This is a genomic window from Falsochrobactrum shanghaiense (genome assembly GCF_003149535.1).
Taxonomy (GTDB): Bacteria; Pseudomonadota; Alphaproteobacteria; order Rhizobiales; family Rhizobiaceae; genus Brucella; species Brucella shanghaiense.
In genome coordinates this window covers 536,556-555,026 of record NZ_QGDB01000003.1, presented here as the reverse complement: position 1 = coordinate 555,026, position 18,471 = coordinate 536,556, and the positions used below count along the sequence as shown (strand labels likewise).

Below are 18,471 nucleotides of genomic sequence, written 5' to 3'. Positions count from 1 at the left end.
CACGCGGTCAGTGCATATGACTTTACCGGTCACCGCCGCGCGAAGGGCGAAAATGGCGGTGGCCGCGATGGCGCGGGCGGTCCCAATGGCGGTCATGATGACGCCAATGACCACGATTCCAGTGGCGGCGATGCCAACGGTCGTCGCGGTCGTTAAGGGCTGCACCGATTGCAACACCGGCGATCAGCGGAATCCCGATAAGAGCGGCATTTCGCCCGAAATCATCGGAATATCGCCCTGACGTTCCTTCGCGCATAGCCAGATAACGGGACGAGGCCCAACCCGATAATCCGCCATAACTCACCTGACACCAGCTATAGCCGGTTGAGCAGCCATGCACCGTAAGAGGCGCGCGGTTGGGAATGCTGCCAATGACGCCGTAACCGGTTCCCGGCCCGGTGCGCACATTAAGATCGGCTGTGACAATTGCATTTGCAGCCTGGGCAGCACCGGCAGAGAACAAGCCGACTGCAACAATTGCGGCCTTGAAGTAGAGTTTCATAACGGTTCTCCCTGAAGAGCTTCATTCATGATAAACGAAGCAGCACGGTCCGAGGTTCCTTCAATGCGGCTTGAAGCATTGAACGCGCACCGAACGGCAGGGAAAGCAGCCTTACCGCCGCCGGTGGCGAATGATGACGACTATCGCGAAAATGGCAAGGCAGATTGCGATGACACCTTGCACGACAAATATCCAGCTCATAATGGCATTTCCTTCATGCGCCTGATCGCGCAACGGGCGGAAGGGTAAGTTCAGTCTTCCGGCCCGAAATACTTGCTTTTCAATGCGGCCATGTCACCATTTTCGTACATGCCGATAATTGCAATCGACGCGGGTTTGACAAGGTCGCTGCGGCGGGGGAAGGCCAGCCCATACTTGTCGGGGCTGAAACTGTTGCCAATGACCTCGATCGGTTCCTCGGGATGCTGGTGTTCATAATATTCGAGCACGGGACTATCGCCGACGATTGCGGCAATTTCATTATTGGTCAGCGCAGCTACCGCTTCCGGAAGATGATCGAAAGGGACGATGGCGATGGAACGATCCTTCATCAATTGCTCGGAGACGCTGCCGCTGCGTACGCCGACGGTCTTGTTCTGGAGATCGGCGAGGCTCGTAATGTTATTGGTTATATGGGCCACCGTCATGACACTGGTGACGGAGGAGGTGACATAGGCCACGACGGCTATGCCGAAGACCAGCCAGAAGGCTTGCCAGATACGGCCGATCCACCCAAACAGGTTCTTGCGCGAGCTCTTGCCGGTCGTCGCGATGGAGACGACATGGTAGAAGCTTTCCGCAAGGCCCTCATGCCATGATCTTGCGAAGCTGTTGTCGAAATGCCGGTCGAACAAAGTCAACAGAAGCGTTGCAACCAGAATAACGATGCCGATCCAGGCATAGGTGGCCAGATGGCCGGCATCTTCGAGATTGCTTATCAACTCGCCCCAGCTGTTGCCGGCATCGGTATGAACCATGATCCGCAGGCCCGCATCGAACCAGGGATGGGTGAAATCGACCTGTTCCGCCCGCTTTTCCGTAATCGTCAGATTGGTGACGCCTGCGTCGACCTCATTGTCGGATACAGCCTGAACCAGAGCGCCATAATTGGGATATTCAACGAATTGCGAAGCGAGATTGAGCCGGGATGCGATATTCTGCCATAGATCGATCGCCATGCCGCCAAAAACGCCGCCATCCTCGGTGACGAAGGGTTCGCTGACATATACCCCGACTTTTACCGACCGGGCAGGTGAATCCTGCGCGCTGGCAGGCAGGCCGGACAAGGCAAGGAAGAAGATTACACAAACGCAGCGTATCGCGAGGCGCAACAGGTTTCTATCTGAATTATTAGACAGCACTGCTCTATACCGACTCTCTATTGGATATTGGGGGCAAGTATAGATATTCTCAGCGTGCAGGGAAGTAGAGCCGTGCCTTTATTTGCTGTCGTTGGTTAATACTCGAGCGCATCCCGAAAAGTGTGAAAGGGTTTTCGGAATGCGCTGCGGATGCAGTTGTTCAGATTGCTGCAAATCCTTTTTCCAGATCGGCAATCAGGTCGGCTACATCCTCAAGGCCGATCTGCAGCCGGATGATCGGACCCGGATAATTGTTTTTTGCAATCGTGCGGTCGTTGACATTGACTTCATTGGCAAGACTTTCATAGCCGCCCCATGAATAGCCGAGCCCGAAAATTTCAAGGGCATTGAGGAATGCATGCGCTTGGGTGCGATCACCCTTCGCCAGAACGAAGGCGAACACGCCCGACGAGCCGCTAAAGTCGCGTTTCCAGATCGCATGTCCGGGATGGCTTTCAAGCGCGGGATGCAGAACGCGCTCCACTGCCGGATGGCCTTCCAGCCATTTGGCGATTTCCAGAGCACTCTTGCGGTGATGTTCCAGCCTTACGCCCATCGTACGCAGGCCACGCAATATCTGATACGTATCGTCCGGTGCGGCGCACAGGCCCAATGTGCCGTGGGTTTCCAGCAGTTGCGGCCAGCACTTTTCATTGGCGGAAATGGTTCCGAACAGGATGTCGGCATGGCCGGAAGGGTATTTGGTCGCGGCATGAATGCTGATGTCCACACCAAAATCGAGTGCCCTGAAATAGATCGGCGTCGCCCATGTGTTGTCCATCATGACGATGGCCCCGCCTTTGTGCGCGGCCTCCGCAATGGCTGGAATGTCCTGCACTTCGAAAGTGTTGGAGGCGGGGGATTCCGTAAAGACGACTTTCGTATTGGGCCGCATCAATCCGGCGATGGCCGCGCCGATTTCCGGGGCGTAATATTCCACCTCGATGCCCATGCGTTTGAGGATGGTATCGGCAAAATGGCGGGTCGGATTATAGATGGAGTCGACGAACAATACGTGGTCGCCGGGCGAAAGGAAGCCAAGCAGGGGAACCGTGACCGCAGCCAGCCCCGAAGGCACGCAGACCGTTCCGGCAGAGCCTTCGAGGGCGTCGATCGCCTTGCACAATGCATCGCTGGTCGGCGTTCCGCGGGTGCCATAGGTGTATTTCTGCCCGCCGCTGGCCATGGTCTGGGCATCGGGAAACAGAACGGTCGAAGCACGTACGACAGGCGGGTTGACGAAGCCGTGATAGTCCTGCGGCGCATAACCATCATGGGCAAGTCGTGTGTTTATACCCAGCTTTTCTGTCTTGTCCTGCTTGTTAGCCACGAAATTGCCTCCACGCCATGTTGCTTGCTCACCCGCCGGTCCATTCAGGGTCCGGCAGGATTACTGCTGCACGATCCTTAAACCGAAGTCAATTTGCGTTAAAATCGTGCAATTCCTGGAAGCCGCATTGAATTATTCAAAGAGGAGCGCCTGTGACAGAGACAAAAGCCAAGGACATTCTCCTCCATCCGCTTCGCGTGGCTTTGCAATTGATGCATGCGCTTTTAAAGCCTGCCTATAGAGGGGCGCCGCCGTCCTGGACGATCGAAATGACTGCGGTCATCGCGGTTTTGCCGTTCATTCTTCTTGTTCTTCACATCTGGGATGCTGAAATCATCCGCAGCGCCATGTCCAGTGAGTTCATGTTGATGAAATTGCTGCGCTCCACGACGGACCTGATTCGCACCCTTGTCTGGCTTGGCATCGCTCTTGCCGTCTGGCTTGCAACCGCATGGTTGCTTTCTCCATCGGTCCGCGTGGGTTTTAAGGAACGGCTCGTCCGATGGCATGGCTGGGCAACCTTGTTGCTCCTATCGATTGTCGTCGGAAGCATCCCGCTTGAAACAGGAAAATTCGTTATAGGGCGGGCGCGGCCCGTGCTTCTCGATGAAAAGGGGGCCGCCTCTTTCACTCCTTTTGCGGGTCAGCATGCTTATGAAAGCTTTCCGTCCGGCCATTCGATGATGGCGGGTATCCTGTTGGTATCGCTTTGGATATTCCTCCCCCGCTGGCGCATCGTTACCATGCCCGTCTGCCTGCTTTTTGCTGTCAGCAGACTTGCCGCCGGGGCGCATTATCCAACTGACATTGTCGCCGGGCTTGCGATCGGCATTCTCGCTGCATGGTGGGTGGCGCGGTTTCTGGCCACGCGAAATATTATTTTTTCTCTGGACGACGAGCAGGCTTTTCCAAAGGTCTGAATTGGCCTGGAATGAACGGACGCAAAAATGCACAAGCGTGCCGAAAAGCTTTTAAATCATTATTTTATTTACATTATTAGAAAGAGGGCAATTTCAGGCTTCAACTGCCTTTCTCATCGAACTTGTTTACCCGGAAATAGGGAAACCATGTAAAATCTTGCGGGTTGTGTTCGGTTTTTTCTTCGGAATCGGTGTTTTTCTCTGCGTTATTAGCTTGACCAAAGCCAAAATATCGCCTTCGATAGAGTTGTGAAGGCGGCAGGTATGTCACCATGCCCAAAATTAAACAATAAGGGCCGGTCCACGGTTCTGGGTGAGGGGAAATTGCCTGCATAAACAGAGGCTTGGGGGGATCACCAGATTCTTCTTATGCTCTTGCAAAAACAAGCAACAAGGACGTCGGGCCTGATCCGGTTCGGCGGCCTCCAGGGAACATAAAAGGTTGCAGGCCAGATGAAAAAAATTGTTTTGACGGGTGTAGTGGGTGTGGCGGCGCTGTTGGGCGCAGCATCGGGGGCATCGGCGGATACGCTTTCCGATGTAAAAGCAAAAGGGTTTCTGCAATGTGGCGTCAATACCGGCCTTCTGGGCTTTGCGTCACCGGACGACAAGGGCGAGTGGTCGGGTTTTGATGCCGATTATTGCCGCGCGGTGGCCGCTGCGATCTTCGGCGATCCGACCAAGGTGAAATTCACGCCGCTCAATGCCAAAGAACGCTTTACCGCGCTTCAGTCGGGCGAAGTGGATGTGTTGATCCGCAACACGACCTGGACCATTGGCCGCGATACTTCACTCGGTCTCGATTTCACCGGCGTGAATTATTATGACGGTCAGGGTTTCATGATCAATTCCAAGAAACTCTCGGGCATCAATTCCGCCTTGCAGCTTTCCGGTGCCTCGATCTGCGTGCAGGCCGGCACGACGACAGAGCTGAACATGGCCGACTATTTCCGCGCCAATAAGATGGAATATAATCCGGTGGTCTTCGAAAAGCTCGAAGAAGCCAATGCCGCCTATGATTCGGGCCGCTGCGATGCCTATACCACCGACCAGTCGGGCCTTTATGCAACCCGCCTGACGCTGGCCAATCCGGATGATCATGTCGTCCTGCCGGAAATCATCTCCAAGGAACCGCTTGGGCCAGCCGTACGGCAAGGCGACTCGCAATGGGCTGACGTCATCCGCTGGACGCATTTTGCGCTGCTCAATGCGGAGGAATTCGGCATCACCCAGGCCAATGTCGAGGAAATGAAGAATTCCGACAACCCTGAAATCAAACGCCTTCTGGGTTCCGAAGCGGATACCAAGATCGGCACCGACCTCGGACTGAGCAATGACTGGGTTGTGAACATTCTCAAGGGTGTCGGCAATTATGGCGAGGTTTTCGAGCGCAATCTGGGCAGCAGCAGTCCGCTCAAGATTGCCCGCGGCATCAATGCCCAGTGGACCAAGGGCGGCCTGCAATACGGGATGCCAATCCGTTAGAAAAGACCTCTTGACCAGCCGTTATCAGGCGGGCGCTTCATGCTCCCGCCGGATTTCGCGGCTCTGGAGCATGTCCGGCAAAAGCGTGAAACGGCTTTGCGTCCGGATAATGCGTCAACCGCTCTGCAGGTCTGTTAATCCGCACCTTGCGGCACGCTCTGCAAGGCAGAATGGTTCGGCATTACATGCATTCGCCTGATTGAGCCCATTCCGGCTTTTCCAGGCGATGCTGTAGCCGAAAGAAGACAGGAAACATATGGCTTCCTTTTCTGCACGCGAAAAACGCTACGAAAGTAGCCGAAGTTCACTCCTGTATGATCCGCGCATTCGCGGGATCTTCTATCAGGTTGTGGTTTTTGCTGCCGTGGTGGCGGTAATCTACTGGATCGTGGGCAATACGGTCACCAATCTTCATCGCGCCAACATTGCTTCCGGTTTCGGCTTTCTCAAAGGCCGCGCGGGTTTCGATGTCAGCCAGTCGCTGATCCCCTATTCGAGTGACTCCACCTATGGGCGGGCCATACTGGTTGGTCTTCTGAACACGCTTTATGTGGCAATTCTGGGCATTGTCACCGCCTCGATCATCGGCTTTCTGGTTGGTGTCGGACGGCTGTCCCAGAACTGGCTGATACGCAAGATCTGCATGGTTTACGTGGAGATTTTTCGCAATATCCCGCCGCTGCTGGTTATTTTCTTCTGGTATTTCGGCGTCTTGTCCGTCTTGCCGCAGGCGCGTGAAAGCCTGGCCCTGCCATTTGGCAGCTATCTCAACAATCGCGGCTTCTTCTTTCCCGCTCCTGTATGGGGCGAGGGGGCATGGCTGCTGCCGGTGGCCCTTCTGCTCGGCATCCTCGCTTCGCTGATCGTCGCAAGATGGGCCTATCGCCGGCAGATGGCGACCGGCCAGCCTTTTCACACATTGCGAGTATCCGCCGCATTGATTATTGGCCTGCCGCTGCTGGCACTGATAGCCACGGGCTTTCCCGTTTCCTTTGAATTTCCCACGCTTGGAACCTTCAATCTGACGGGCGGCACCCAGATCAAGCCGGAGTTTCTGGCATTGTTTCTGGCGCTCTCCTTTTACACTGCGGCATTCATCGCTGAAACGGTACGCGCAGGCGTGCTCGGGGTCAGCAAGGGGCAGAGCGAAGCGGCTTTCGCGCTTGGTCTTCGTCCTCGCGCGACCATGCGCCTCGTCATCGTGCCGCAGGCCTTGCGCATTATTATTCCTCCGCTTTCGAGCCAATATCTGAACCTGACCAAGAACTCTTCGCTGGCGATCGCCATTGGCTATCCGGATCTCGTTGCGATTGGCGGAACGATCCTCAATCAGACCGGACAATCCGTGGAGGTCGTGGCCATATGGATGGTGATCTATCTCGGCATCAGCCTGGTTACGTCCGGCCTGATGAACTGGTTCAACGCAAAAATGGCGCTGGTGGAGAGATAAGATGCAAACTGGCAATCTCCAATATGTCCGTACACAGATGGCCGACGAGGAAGCGCCGCCGCATTCGGTGCAAGGGATTTCGCACTGGCTGCGCGTCAATCTCTTCGCCACGCCGGTCGATGCGGCCATGTCGATACTGGCGCTTCTCGCATTGGCCTGGTTTCTGCCTTCCGCCATCGAATGGCTGTTCATCAATGCGGCATGGACGGGAAGTAACCGCGAAGCCTGTCTGACCGTTGCGCAAGGGGGCACCCAGCCGGAAGGATGGTCCGGCGCCTGCTGGGCTTTCGTGAACGCAAAATACCAGCAGTTTCTCTATGGGCGCTATCCGGTGGACGAGCGTTGGCGCGTCAATCTTACCGCGATCATATTCGTGGCCCTGCTGGTGCCGCTGCTCATTCCCAAAGTGCCTCGCAAGGGGCTTAATGCGATCCTGTTTTTCCTTGTGTTTCCGGTTGTCGCCTTCTTCCTTCTGGTCGGCGGCTGGTTCGGCCTGCGTTATGTCGAAACCCCGCTCTGGGGCGGTCTGCTCGTCACGCTGGTTCTCTCATTTGTTGGTATAGCGGTTTCGCTGCCATTGGGTATTTTGCTGGCGCTCGGCAGGCGTTCGCATCTGCCGGTCATCAAGAGCCTTTCCATTATCTTCATCGAAATGGTGCGCGGTGTACCGCTGGTGACGGTGTTGTTCATGGCCAGCGTGATGCTTCCGCTTTTTCTGCCGCCGGGGGTGACATTCGACAAGCTCATGCGTGCTCTGATCGGCGTGGCGCTGTTTGCCTCGGCCTATATGGCGGAAGTGGTGCGCGGCGGTCTTCAGGCGATCCCGCGCGGGCAATATGAAGGCGCGGATGCGCTGGGCCTGAGCTACTGGCAGAAAACCGGACTGATCGTCCTGCCGCAGGCGCTGAAGCTGGTGATTCCGGGGATCGTCAATACCTTCATCGGTCTCTTCAAGGATACCAGCCTCGTCTACATCATCGGCATGTTCGATCTGCTCGGCATCGTCCGGCAGAACTTCTCCGATGCCAATTGGGCTTCTCCGCAGACGCCCGCAACCGGTCTCATTTTCGCAGGCTTCGTTTTCTGGATATTTTGTTTCGCCATGTCGCGATACTCTATATTCATGGAACGACGGCTGGATACGGGCCACAAGCGTTAAAGGCATTTCCGTCAAAGCCGGAACCGGCTTTGTGTCAGGAAGTGCTAAACAGAACTGATAGAGTGGATTAGCCGCTCCAGAATAAGGAATAATGGCAATGAGTGCACAAGCAAGCACCGCCCAGCAATCTGGCATCGATCTGGATCGGTCCAAAATGGAAATCTCGAAGACCGACGTGTCGATCGAGATCACCAATATGCACAAATGGTACGGCGAGTTTCATGTGCTGCGCGACATTAATCTCAAGGTCATGCGCGGCGAGCGTATCGTGGTTGCCGGTCCCTCCGGTTCGGGCAAATCGACCATGATCCGCTGCATCAACCGCCTTGAAGAGCACCAGAAGGGCAAAATCGTTGTTGAGGGCGTCGAGCTGACCAACGACCTTAAAAAGATTGACGAAGTGCGCCGCGAAGTCGGAATGGTGTTTCAGCACTTCAACCTCTTTCCGCATCTCACCATTCTGGAAAACTGCACGCTGGCTCCGATCTGGGTGCGCAAGATGCCCAAGAAAAAGGCGGAAGAAGTCGCCATGCATTATCTGGAACGCGTCAAAATTCCGGAACAGGCGAACAAATATCCCGGCCAGCTCTCGGGTGGTCAGCAGCAGCGCGTGGCGATCGCGCGTGCGCTTTGCATGAACCCGAAGATCATGCTGTTCGATGAGCCGACCTCGGCGCTTGATCCTGAAATGGTCAAGGAAGTGCTGGATACGATGGTGGGCCTGGCTTCTGAAGGCATGACCATGATCTGCGTGACGCACGAAATGGGCTTCGCGCGGCAGGTTGCCAACCGGGTGATCTTCATGGATCAGGGGCAGATTGTAGAACAGAATTCGCCCAACGAATTCTTCGACAACCCGCAGCATGAACGCACGAAACTGTTCCTGAGCCAGATTCTGCATTGACCGGTCTGGAAGACTAGGCCTCGTTTAAAACACCCGCCAGATAAACAGGCGGGTGTTTTGATTTGGAGCGCATCCTAAACCGGTACCCCTTTTGGGATACATGCTCTAATCGTCCTGCGGACCTTCGCAAAACTGGATGCGATTGCCGAACGGGTCGATGACCCGCATCACCCGGCCCCAGGGTTCATCTTCGATGCCGGGCCGCATGAAGCGATAGCCGCGGCTGTTGATTTCCTGATGCAGCGCTTCGACGCCCTGCATCCTCACAAAAACATTCGCTCCGGGACTGCCATCGCCATGATGTTCGCTAAGATGAAGGATCAGCCCGTCGCGTGAAACCTGCATATAAAGCGGCATATGTGGCGCGAAGCGATGCTCCCAATCGAGCGTGAAGCCGAGGAAATCGAGATAAAACTCCCTTGCCTTGTCTATATCGAATATACGCAGGATCGGGCAGGTCTGCTCAAAGCTGATTTTCATTTTGCGCACCCTTGTGACTGGGCATAGGGAGAGGCAACATCGCCACCAGTCTTGCGATTTGTCTTTGGATCGCTGCCGTCAACCGTTCAGCGCCGCTATGGCATCATAACCATAAAGCCAGTCGAGATCTTTCATAAAGCTGTCGACATTGCGTGTGGCAAACAGCATGTTGCGGCCAAGTGCGAAGATGCCCGTCGCATGATAGGCAAAGCGATTAAGCTGGCCGCGCCTGGCAACCGCCGCAAGCCGCGCCTTGCGCACGGCATCGAAGCGCGCCAATGCGGCTTCTCGATCCCAGGCATCCAGCGCGTGAGCCAGTGCAGCTGCGTCTTCGATTGCCATCGCCGCTCCCTGTGCTGCAAAGGGTGTCACGGCATGCGCTGCATCGCCGAGCAGAATAGTGCGATCCTTGCAGACAAAATGCGTATCGGCCATTTCAAACAGCGGCCAGTAAGTCCATTCGGGTGCTGCGAGAATCACGTCGCGAACCGGCAGGCCCCAGTCACGGTAGATTGCCTGCAATTGCTCGCGCTGGCCTGTCTTCGACCAGACCTGACCCGGATTCCGGCCTGCGGTAATGGCGACGAAATTAAAATAGTCTCCACCCTTGACCGGATAGGCAATGAAATGGGCCTGCTTGCCCAGCCATGCGGAAACGGCCTTTTTCTGTGGCAGCGCATTGGTAAAAGACGGGGGCAGGGCGCTTGCGGCAATTGTGGTGCGCCAGGCAATATAGCCGCTGAAACGCGCATCGCCATGCCCTGCGCGCCTGCGCTCGACGGACCAAACGCCATCGCATCCCAAAAGATAATCGCCTTTGACCGCTTCGGTCCTGCCGCCGCGTCTTACCTCGGCCTCGATCTGGTCGTCGACGAGGTCATGCCGCAGGATTTCCGCATCAAGATTGAGCTGGATTGCGGGATTTTCGGCACAGGCCGAAAGCAGGGCCGCTTGAAGATCGGCCCTGTGGCAAACAAGATAGGGATACGCCCAACGTTCAAGCGCCTTGTCCCCAAGCGCCATGGGAAGCAGGGGGCGGGCAGTGCGGCCATCGACAAGAAACAGCGCTTGCGGTGTTACAGCGGAAAGGTCAAGCTTTTCGATGACCCCGAGGCGTTGCAGATGGCGTGTTGCATTGGGGGCCAGTTGCAGACCGGCTCCCACTTCCGAAAGAGTGAGAGCTTTCTCGAAAAGCTGCACCTGCCAGCCGCGTTGCGCAAGTTCCAGCGCGGCGCTTAATCCTGCAACACCGGCCCCGGCAATTAGAATGCGCCCTTTATTGCCCTTGCTCATATGTTCGACGGCCTCGGTGGCGCTGTGTGTGATCAGGCGGCTTTTTCGGCTGGTGCTTTGTAAATGCAGTCAGCCGGAGTGGTCTCATCGGCCTGCAATTGCGGATTGAAGCGATAAAGCGTGGAGCAGTAAGGGCAGACGATTTCGCTTTCATCGCCCATATCGAGATAGACATGCGGATGGTCGAATGGCGGAGTAGCGCCAACGCACTTGAATTCCTTCACGCCAATTTCGATGGCGTTATGGCCGGCGTTATTTTGAAAATGTGGGATAATATGATCGGACATGATAGGCTCCGTTACCTGTGGATCGCGACATTCTGTTTTGCGAGGGTGTAGCGCGAATGACTTGTTTCTGGAAGCGTTTTCAACAATTCTGGGGGTATTTCAAGCGCTTTGCTATCAAACTGTCATATGACAGCCATAGTGTTACCCTCGCGCCGGAGTGGGCCGGCAGGAGCCGGGACAGGAAAAATGAACGAAAACAGCATTATGGCAGCTCAGAGCGAAAACATCACCGCCGATACGGACAAGGATCATTCCGCGATGCAAAATCCGGGCGAGGCCATTATCGAACACAATGTGTTGAGCGATGAAGAATCCGCTGCGCTGATGCAGAGCCCGGATCGTTTTGTTAACCGCGAGTTTTCCTGGCTTCAGTTCAACCGCCGCGTTCTCGAAGAGGCGGGTAATGCGCGTCAGCCATTGCTTGAGCGTCTGCGCTTCCTGTCGATCTCTGCCGGAAACCTTGACGAATTCTTCATGGTCCGAATCGCGGGCCTTGCCGCGCAGGTGCGCGCAGGGGTGGCCTTGCGCAGCGCCGATGGGCATACGCCCGAAGAACAGCTTGATTTCGTGCTGGATGAAGTCGGCCGCCTGCAAGAAGAACAGCAGAAATGTCTGCGCGCGCTTCGCGACGAACTCATCAAGGAAAATATTGAGATAGTCCGCCCTTCAGCCCTGTCGAAACAGGAGAAGAATTGGCTGGAAGATCATTTCCTTGAGACGATTTTTCCGGTTCTGACGCCGCTGTCCATCGATCCGGCCCATCCTTTCCCCTTCATTCCCAATCTGGGATTCTCCATTGCGCTGCAACTGGCGCGCCGTCTGGATAGTCATCCGATGACGGCCTTGCTGCGTATTCCGGTGGCGCTCAGGCGCTTTATCCAGCTTCCGTCAGAACAGCAGAATGCCTTCCGTTTCATCCGTGTCGAGGACGTGGTGAGCCTGTTCATCGGCAGGCTGTTTCCCGGTTACGAGGTGCGCGGGGCGGGTACATTCCGCATCATTCGCGATAGCGATATTGAAGTCGAGGAAGAGGCGGAGGATCTGGTCCGCCTTTTCGAAACCGCGCTCAAGCGCCGCCGTCGCGGGCAGGTGATCCGCATTGAATTCGATGCGGAGATTCCGGAAGCATTGCGGGTTTTCGTCGCAACCGAACTGGGGGTCTCAGAGAACCGCATCAGCGTTCTTGAAGGTCTGCTGGCGCTCAGCATGATCTCCGAGATCGTTTCCATCCCGCGCGACGATCTGAAATTCGTGGCCTATAATCCGCGTTTTCCCGAACGTATCCGCGAGCATGGCGGTGATTGCTTTGCGGCGATTCGCGAAAAGGACATTGTCGTCCATCATCCTTACGAATCCTTCGATGTCGTCGTGCAGTTCCTGCGTCAGGCGGCGGCCGACCCGGATGTGCTGGCGATCAAGCAGACGCTTTATCGCACCTCCAATGACAGCCCCATCGTGCGTGCTCTGGTCGATGCCGCAGAGGCGGGCAAGTCGGTGACGGCGCTAGTGGAACTCAAGGCACGCTTCGATGAAGAGGCGAATATTCGCTGGGCGCGCGATCTGGAACGGGCGGGTGTGCAGGTGGTTTTCGGCTTTATCGAATTGAAAACGCACGCAAAAATGTCGCTGGTCGTGCGCCGCGAGGATCAGAAGCTGCGCTCTTACGTGCATCTTGGCACCGGCAATTATCATCCGATCACCGCGCGTATCTATACCGACCTGTCATTCTTCACGTCCGATCCGGAAATCGCCCATGACGTGGCGCATATCTTCAATTTCATTACCGGCTATGCGCAACCGGATGAGGAAATGAAGATCGCCATTTCGCCGCTGACTTTGCGTGCGCGAATCCTCAAGCATATCGAGGACGAAATCGCCCATGCGAAAGCCGGGCGGCCTGCGGCGATCTGGATGAAGATGAATTCACTCGTCGATCCACAGATTATTGATATGCTCTATACGGCAAGCCAGGCGGGGGTTCAGATCGATCTTGTCGTGCGCGGTATTTGCTGCCTGCGGCCCGGTGTTTCCGGCCTGTCGGACAATATCCGCGCAAAGTCGATTGTCGGGCGTTTTCTGGAGCATAGCCGTATTTTCTGCTTTGGAAACGGGGATGATCTGCCGTCCGACAAGGCCATTATCTATATCGCTTCCGCCGATATGATGCCGCGCAATCTCGACCGTCGCGTTGAGACTCTGGTGCCCATCACCAATGCCACGGTGCACCAGCAAATCCTGTCGCAAATCATGTTTGCCAATATAATTGATAACCAACAAAGCTATCAGCTACTTGCGGACGGCACCTCTCGCCGGATAGAAAAAGAACCTGGAGAGGAAGCTTTTAACGCGCAGGAATATTTCATGACAAATCCCAGCCTGTCTGGCCGCGGAAAATCGCTGAAGTCATCTGCCCCCCGCTTGATCGCGCATCGCAAACGTGTGCAGGCGGAAAGAAACACGACTTCATGAGTCCAGCGATAGCACAGGGCCGCCTCAAAGGCCTCAAACCCGTCGCGGTTATCGATATTGGTTCCAACTCGATCCGCGTCGTCGTTTATGAAGGCATCGTGCGTTCTCCGACGGTGCTGTTTAACGAGAAGCTTTTGTGCGGTCTTGGCAAAGGTTTGGTCAGGACCGGCAAGCTGAACGAGAAATCCGTCGAGGCGGCATTGCGCGCGCTCAAGCGCTTTCGTGTACTGGCCGAGCAGGCGGGCGCGATTTCCATTCATGCGCTGGCGACGGCTGCGGCGCGCGAGGCCAAAAACGGCCCTGACTTTATCGCACAGGCCGAAGCCATCCTTGGGCGGCATATCGAGGTGCTGTCCGGCAAGGAAGAAGCGCATTATTCGGCGCTTGGAATCATTTCGGGTTTTTACAAACCGCGAGGGATCGCTGCCGATCTGGGCGGCGGCAGTCTCGAACTGGTGGCGGTGCATGATCATGAAATCGGCGAAGGCATCACGCTGCCGCTGGGCGGTCTGCGTTTGCAGGACATGGCCAATGAGGACCTTGCCGAAGCCGCGAAAATTGCCCGCACCGAACTTGATCGCGCCACATTGCTTGAAAAGCATCAGGGCGAAATCTTCTATGCCGTGGGCGGCACCTGGCGAAATCTTGCCAAGCTGCATATGACGGCAAGCAATTATCCGCTTCATGTCATGCATGGCTATGAAATGGATCCGGTGAAGGTGCAGGATTTTCTCAAGCGCGTTGCGAAGGGCAATATCGATACCATGCCCGGCATCGAGGCTGTTTCGAAAAATCGTCGCCAATTGCTCGCTTATGGCGCAACGGTGCTGCTGGAAGCCATTCGTCGCATGAAGCCGTCGCGGATCGTGTTTTCGGCGCTCGGCGTGCGTGAGGGCTATCTTTATTCGCTGCTGCCCAAGAACGAACAGAAACTCGATCCTCTGCTGGCTTCCGCAGAAGAGCTTGCCATATTGCGCTCGCGCTCGCCCCGCCATGCGCGCGAACTGGCGGCCTGGACGACGCTTTCACTGCCGGTTCTGGGCTTTGACGAAACGGAAGATGAGGGACGTTATCGGCAGGCGGCCTGCCTTGTGGCCGATATTAGCTGGCGCGCCCATCCCGATTATCGCGGCCTGCAAGCGTTGAATATCATCGCTCACGGCTCTTTCGGTGGTATCGATCACCCGGGGCGCTCGTTCATGGCGCTGGCTAATTTTTACCGGCATGAAGGGCTGGTCGATGACGAGATCGCACCGGAGATCGTGCAGCTTTCCACTCCGCGCCTGCGTGAACGCGCGCGGCTGCTCGGCGCGCTTTTACGCGTGATCTATCTGCTCTCGGCGTCGATGCCGGGCGTAATCCCGCGCCTGTTCTGGCGGGTGGAAGAAAATGGCATCGCGCTCGTCATCCCTGGCGATCTGGCCGATCTGGTTTCGGATCGTCCGGAAGGACGCTTGCAACTGCTGGCGAAGATGACAGACAAGAATCTTTATTTCGCCGTCGGAGATGCGGCAATCGAGGGAATGAGTGAGTAGGGGAAAAGAAGAAGAAAAAAGCTGTTGCGGCAGCCCCGTCAAGAGATAATCCGCCCCTTATTACTCCCTTACTCCCCTAACGAAACCGCCTGAATACGGCGATTCTCGAACCTGATGCCGATCCTGCCTTCGATGAGATCGAGGGCTTTCTGGCCAAAAAGTTCACGACGCCAGCCTTGCAGCGCGGGGACATTCGCCTTTTCGCCTTCTGCTGCGATTTTCTCGATGTCGTCGGAAGTGGCGACGACTTTTGCCGCGACACCATGTTCTTCCGTCACCAGCTTGAGCAGGACCTTGAGAATATCAGTGGCGGCACCATTGCCTTCGGGCATTTGCACGGGCTTGGGCAGGCGCGGCAATTCTTCCTTGGGGATGGCCAGTGCTGACTGAACCGCGCCAAGCAGACCGGCGGCCTGCGATGATCGTTCCCAGCCCTTGGGAATGGAGCGCAGACGCCCCAGCGCTTCCGCATCGCGCGGCTGTTGCTGGGCAATTTCACCAATCGTATCATCCTTGATGATGCGCCCGCGCGGAACATTGCGTTCGCGCGCCTCGCGTTCACGCCAGGCGGCGACGGCCTGTACGATGGCAAGTTCGATCGGCTTGCGCATGCGTGTCTTCACCCGCTTCCACGCATCGTCAGGATGCAGGTCATAAGTTTCGCGCGCGCTGAGTACGGCCATTTCCTCGTTGACCCATTCGCTGCGCCCCTCTTTCTCAAGCTGTTCCTTGAGATGGAGATATACATCGCGCAGATAGGTGACATCGGCCAGTGCATAATCGAGCTGCTTTTCCGAAAGCGGGCGTCTGCGCCAGTCGGTGAAGCGTGATGATTTGTCGATATGCTTGCCCGTGACCTTCTGGACGAGCTGATCATAGGAGATCGCATCGCCAAACCCGCAGACCATGGCGGCGACCTGCGTATCGAAGATGGGCGCGGGGATGAGATCGCCCAGATGGAAGACGATTTCGATGTCCTGCCGGGCGGCATGGAAAACCTTGACGACTTTCTTATCGGCCATGAGCCGGAAAAACGGCGCGAGGTCGAGACCGGGCGCAAGCGCATCCACCAGTGCCGTATGGTCAGGCGACGCCATCTGGATGAGGCACAATTCCGGCCAGAAGGTCGTTTCCCGAATGAATTCGGTATCGACGGTCACGAAATCGGACTGGGCGAGGGCTTCTACGGCTTCTTCAAGAGCCTGCGTCGTGGTAATCAATTGCATGGTTTCCCTTTAGACAAAGCTTTGCTGCTTGTCGCGGGGCAATCAGCAAATATTCTTATAACAGTGCCTAAATTGTGTTTCTTGTCGACATCTTCTGTCAAGCTGGTCTAACAAATCCCTTATCGGGGTCGTGCAGGCTTGACAAAAGCGGGCCAAAATGCGCTTTTCCGCCCGAATTTGCAGCATGTCGGCTGCGCAATATCTATAGAGTTCCAAAAGGCAGAAATCATGCACCGTTATCGCAGCCATACCTGCGCAGCCCTTCGCAAGTCGGATGTCGGGTCCAATGTTCGTCTGTCGGGCTGGGTTCATCGCGTCCGCGACCATGGCGGCATTCTTTTCATTGATCTGCGCGACCATTACGGCCTGACCCAGATTGTGGCCGATCCTGATTCGCCCGCTTTCAAGATTGCCGAAACCGTTCGCGGCGAATGGGTCATCCGCGTGGATGGCGAAGTGAAGGCCCGCGCCGACGATGCCGTCAATCCAAATCTGCCGACCGGCGATGTCGAGATTTTCGCCACGGAAATCGAAGTGCTGGCCGCAGCCAAGGAATTGCCGCTGCCGGTTTTTGGCGAGCCGGATTATCCGGAAGATATTCGCCTGAAATATCGCTTCCTCGATCTGCGCCGCGAAACGCTGCACAAGAACATCATGAGCCGCACGAAGATCATCGCGGCCATGCGTCGCCGCATGACCGAGATCGGCTTCAACGAGTTCTCGACCCCCATTCTGACGGCTTCCTCGCCGGAAGGTGCGCGCGACTTCCTCGTGCCGAGCCGTATTCACCCCGGCAAGTTCTACGCGCTGCCGCAGGCGCCGCAGCAGTATAAGCAGCTTCTGATGGTTGCCGGTTTCGACCGCTATTTCCAGATCGCGCCCTGCTTCCGCGATGAAGACCCGCGTGCCGACCGCCTGCCGGGCGAGTTTTATCAGCTCGACCTCGAAATGAGCTTCGTGACCCAGGAAGAAATCTGGGAAACGATGGAACCGGTCATGCGCGGCATTTTTGAGGAATTCGCCGAAGGCAAGCCGGTGACGCAGAAATTCCGTCGTATCGCTTATGACGATGCGATCCGCACCTATGGCACGGACAAGCCCGACCTGCGCAATCCCATCGAAATGCAGGCCGTGACCGGGCATTTTGCAGGCTCCGGCTTCAAGGTCTTCGCCAATATGATTGCCAATGACCCCAAGGTCGAAGTCTGGGCCATTCCGGCCAAGACCGGTGGCAGCCGCGCATTCTGCGACCGCATGAATTCATGGGCGCAGAGCGAGGGCCAGCCGGGCCTTGGCTATATTTTCTGGCGCAAGGAAGGCGACAAGCTCGAAGGCGCAGGTCCCATTGCCAAGAATATTGGCGAGGAACGCACGGCTGCAATTGCTGCCCAATTGGGTCTTGAAGACGGCGATGCCTGCTTCTTCGTGGCAGGCCAGCCATCAAAATTCTACAAGTTTGCAGGTGATGCGCGCACCCGTGCCGGTGAGGAACTCAATCTCGTCGACCGCGACCGCTTCGAACTGGCATGGATCATCGACTTCCCCTTCTATGAATGGGACGAGGACAACAAGAAGCTCGACTTCGCGCATAACCCGTTCTCCATGCCGCAGGGCGGGATGGACGCGCTGGAAAATATGGACCCGCTGGCAATCAAGGCCTACCAGTATGATCTCGTCTGCAACGGCTTTGAAATCGCTTCCGGCTCGATCCGTAACCAGTTGCCGGAAGTCATGGTCAAGGCATTCGAGAAGGTCGGGCTGAGCCAGCAGGATGTGGAAGAGCGCTTCGGCGGGCTTTATCGTGCGTTCCAGTATGGTGCGCCGCCGCATGGCGGCATGGCCGCGGGCGTCGACCGCGTAATCATGCTGCTGGTGGGTGCCAAGAACCTGCGCGAAATCTCGCTTTTCCCGATGAACCAGCAGGCGCTTGATCTTCTGATGGGCGCACCTTCCGAGGTGACGCCAGCGCAATTGCGCGATCTGAATGTTCGCCTCGCGCCAGTGCAAAAGAGCTGACCAATCCGCCAGCTTCTGAAAAGAAATGAAAAACCCGGCCTTGCGCCGGGTTTT

The 18,471-nt window shown here is 56.3% G+C and carries 16 protein-coding genes; 9 read left to right on the top strand and 7 right to left on the bottom strand.

The features are described from left to right. Positions 1-22: 22 nt before the first annotated feature. Entirely contained in the window at positions 23-502 is a 480-nt protein-coding gene (locus DKP76_RS10400) for an SH3 domain-containing protein (protein ID WP_109706354.1), read from the bottom strand. 27 nt (positions 503-529) lie between these two features. Between DKP76_RS10400 and DKP76_RS19195 the strand changes: the two genes are divergently transcribed. Further along, complete coding sequence (locus DKP76_RS19195; RefSeq protein WP_158279433.1) at positions 530-751, top strand: hypothetical protein; 222 nt, start codon at positions 530-532, stop codon at positions 749-751. Positions 752-753: 2 nt separating this feature from the next. On the opposite strand, the gene DKP76_RS10395 is transcribed toward DKP76_RS19195, so the two are convergent. Both DKP76_RS10395 and DKP76_RS10390 read right to left on the bottom strand, forming a co-directional pair. Further along, positions 754-1,833, bottom strand: coding sequence for a transporter substrate-binding domain-containing protein (locus DKP76_RS10395; protein ID WP_109706353.1), 1,080 nt, complete (start codon positions 1,831-1,833; stop codon positions 754-756). A gap of 190 nt (positions 1,834-2,023) precedes the next feature. Further along, entirely contained in the window at positions 2,024-3,193 is a 1,170-nt protein-coding gene (locus tag DKP76_RS10390) for a cystathionine beta-lyase (RefSeq protein WP_109706352.1), read from the bottom strand. Positions 3,194-3,405: 212 nt separating this feature from the next. Between DKP76_RS10390 and lpxE the strand changes: the two genes are divergently transcribed. The 5 genes from lpxE to DKP76_RS10365 all read left to right on the top strand — a co-directional run bounded on the left by lpxE (position 3,406) and on the right by DKP76_RS10365 (position 9,111). Further along, entirely contained in the window at positions 3,406-4,113 is a 708-nt protein-coding gene (lpxE, locus tag DKP76_RS10385; RefSeq protein WP_280953524.1) for a lipid A 1-phosphatase LpxE, read from the top strand. A 453-nt stretch (positions 4,114-4,566) separates the two neighbouring features. Beyond that, a complete protein-coding gene (locus DKP76_RS10380; protein WP_109706350.1) occupies positions 4,567-5,598 on the top strand; it encodes an amino acid ABC transporter substrate-binding protein in 1,032 nt (343 codons plus the stop codon). A gap of 256 nt (positions 5,599-5,854) precedes the next feature. Then, positions 5,855-7,048, top strand: a complete 1,194-nt coding sequence (locus DKP76_RS10375; protein WP_109706349.1) for an amino acid ABC transporter permease — start codon at positions 5,855-5,857, stop codon at positions 7,046-7,048. Between the two features lies 1 nt (position 7,049). Next, positions 7,050-8,207 (top strand): amino acid ABC transporter permease, encoded by a 1,158-nt coding sequence (locus tag DKP76_RS10370; protein WP_109706348.1) that lies wholly within the window; start codon positions 7,050-7,052, stop codon positions 8,205-8,207. Positions 8,208-8,298: 91 nt separating this feature from the next. Continuing rightward, positions 8,299-9,111, top strand: coding sequence for an amino acid ABC transporter ATP-binding protein (locus DKP76_RS10365; protein WP_425349385.1), 813 nt, complete (start codon positions 8,299-8,301; stop codon positions 9,109-9,111). Between the two features lie 105 nt (positions 9,112-9,216). Here DKP76_RS10365 and DKP76_RS10360 read toward each other — a convergent pair whose 3' ends face one another. The 3 genes from DKP76_RS10360 to DKP76_RS10350 form a co-directional block, all read right to left on the bottom strand. Beyond that, the gene (locus DKP76_RS10360; protein WP_109706581.1) at positions 9,217-9,591 is read right to left on the bottom strand and encodes a glyoxalase superfamily protein; all 375 of its coding nucleotides are present in this window, start codon (positions 9,589-9,591) and stop codon (positions 9,217-9,219) included. A gap of 78 nt (positions 9,592-9,669) precedes the next feature. Then, positions 9,670-10,884 (bottom strand): FAD-binding protein, encoded by a 1,215-nt coding sequence (locus DKP76_RS10355; protein ID WP_109706346.1) that lies wholly within the window; start codon positions 10,882-10,884, stop codon positions 9,670-9,672. 32 nt (positions 10,885-10,916) lie between these two features. Beyond that, positions 10,917-11,171, bottom strand: a complete 255-nt coding sequence (locus tag DKP76_RS10350) for a zinc-finger domain-containing protein (RefSeq protein WP_109706345.1) — start codon at positions 11,169-11,171, stop codon at positions 10,917-10,919. A gap of 258 nt (positions 11,172-11,429) precedes the next feature. Between DKP76_RS10350 and DKP76_RS10345 the strand changes: the two genes are divergently transcribed. Both DKP76_RS10345 and ppx read left to right on the top strand, forming a co-directional pair. After that, positions 11,430-13,640 carry an RNA degradosome polyphosphate kinase gene (locus tag DKP76_RS10345; RefSeq protein ID WP_425349392.1) on the top strand — a complete coding sequence of 737 codons (2,211 nt, stop codon included), beginning with the start codon at positions 11,430-11,432 and terminating at the stop codon, positions 13,638-13,640. After that, complete coding sequence (gene ppx, locus DKP76_RS10340; RefSeq protein WP_109706343.1) at positions 13,637-15,175, top strand: exopolyphosphatase; 1,539 nt, start codon at positions 13,637-13,639, stop codon at positions 15,173-15,175. The genes DKP76_RS10345 and ppx overlap by 4 nt, the downstream gene beginning before the upstream one ends. 68 nt (positions 15,176-15,243) lie before the next feature. On the opposite strand, the gene rnd is transcribed toward ppx, so the two are convergent. Further along, complete coding sequence (gene rnd, locus DKP76_RS10335) at positions 15,244-16,401, bottom strand: ribonuclease D (protein ID WP_109706342.1); 1,158 nt, start codon at positions 16,399-16,401, stop codon at positions 15,244-15,246. A 228-nt stretch (positions 16,402-16,629) separates the two neighbouring features. Between rnd and aspS the strand changes: the two genes are divergently transcribed. Then, the gene (gene aspS, locus DKP76_RS10330) at positions 16,630-18,417 is read left to right on the top strand and encodes an aspartate--tRNA ligase (RefSeq protein ID WP_109706341.1); all 1,788 of its coding nucleotides are present in this window, start codon (positions 16,630-16,632) and stop codon (positions 18,415-18,417) included. Positions 18,418-18,471 lie beyond the last annotated feature (54 nt).

Coding starts and splice junctions, on each gene's coding strand:
- DKP76_RS10400 (WP_109706354.1), bottom strand. CDS start 502: ATGAAACTCTACTTCAAGGCCGCAATTGTTGCAGTCGGCTTGTTCTCT.
- DKP76_RS19195 (WP_158279433.1), top strand. CDS start 530: ATGATAAACGAAGCAGCACGGTCCGAGGTTCCTTCAATGCGGCTTGAA.
- lpxE (WP_280953524.1), top strand. CDS start 3,406: ATGCATGCGCTTTTAAAGCCTGCCTATAGAGGGGCGCCGCCGTCCTGG.
- DKP76_RS10380 (WP_109706350.1), top strand. CDS start 4,567: ATGAAAAAAATTGTTTTGACGGGTGTAGTGGGTGTGGCGGCGCTGTTG.
- DKP76_RS10375 (WP_109706349.1), top strand. CDS start 5,855: ATGGCTTCCTTTTCTGCACGCGAAAAACGCTACGAAAGTAGCCGAAGT.
- DKP76_RS10370 (WP_109706348.1), top strand. CDS start 7,050: ATGCAAACTGGCAATCTCCAATATGTCCGTACACAGATGGCCGACGAG.
- DKP76_RS10365 (WP_425349385.1), top strand. CDS start 8,299: ATGGCAATGAGTGCACAAGCAAGCACCGCCCAGCAATCTGGCATCGAT.
- DKP76_RS10360 (WP_109706581.1), bottom strand. CDS start 9,591: ATGAAAATCAGCTTTGAGCAGACCTGCCCGATCCTGCGTATATTCGAT.
- DKP76_RS10355 (WP_109706346.1), bottom strand. CDS start 10,884: ATGAGCAAGGGCAATAAAGGGCGCATTCTAATTGCCGGGGCCGGTGTT.
- DKP76_RS10350 (WP_109706345.1), bottom strand. CDS start 11,171: ATGTCCGATCATATTATCCCACATTTTCAAAATAACGCCGGCCATAAC.
- DKP76_RS10345 (WP_425349392.1), top strand. CDS start 11,430: ATGCAAAATCCGGGCGAGGCCATTATCGAACACAATGTGTTGAGCGAT.
- ppx (WP_109706343.1), top strand. CDS start 13,637: ATGAGTCCAGCGATAGCACAGGGCCGCCTCAAAGGCCTCAAACCCGTC.
- rnd (WP_109706342.1), bottom strand. CDS start 16,401: ATGCAATTGATTACCACGACGCAGGCTCTTGAAGAAGCCGTAGAAGCC.
- aspS (WP_109706341.1), top strand. CDS start 16,630: ATGCACCGTTATCGCAGCCATACCTGCGCAGCCCTTCGCAAGTCGGAT.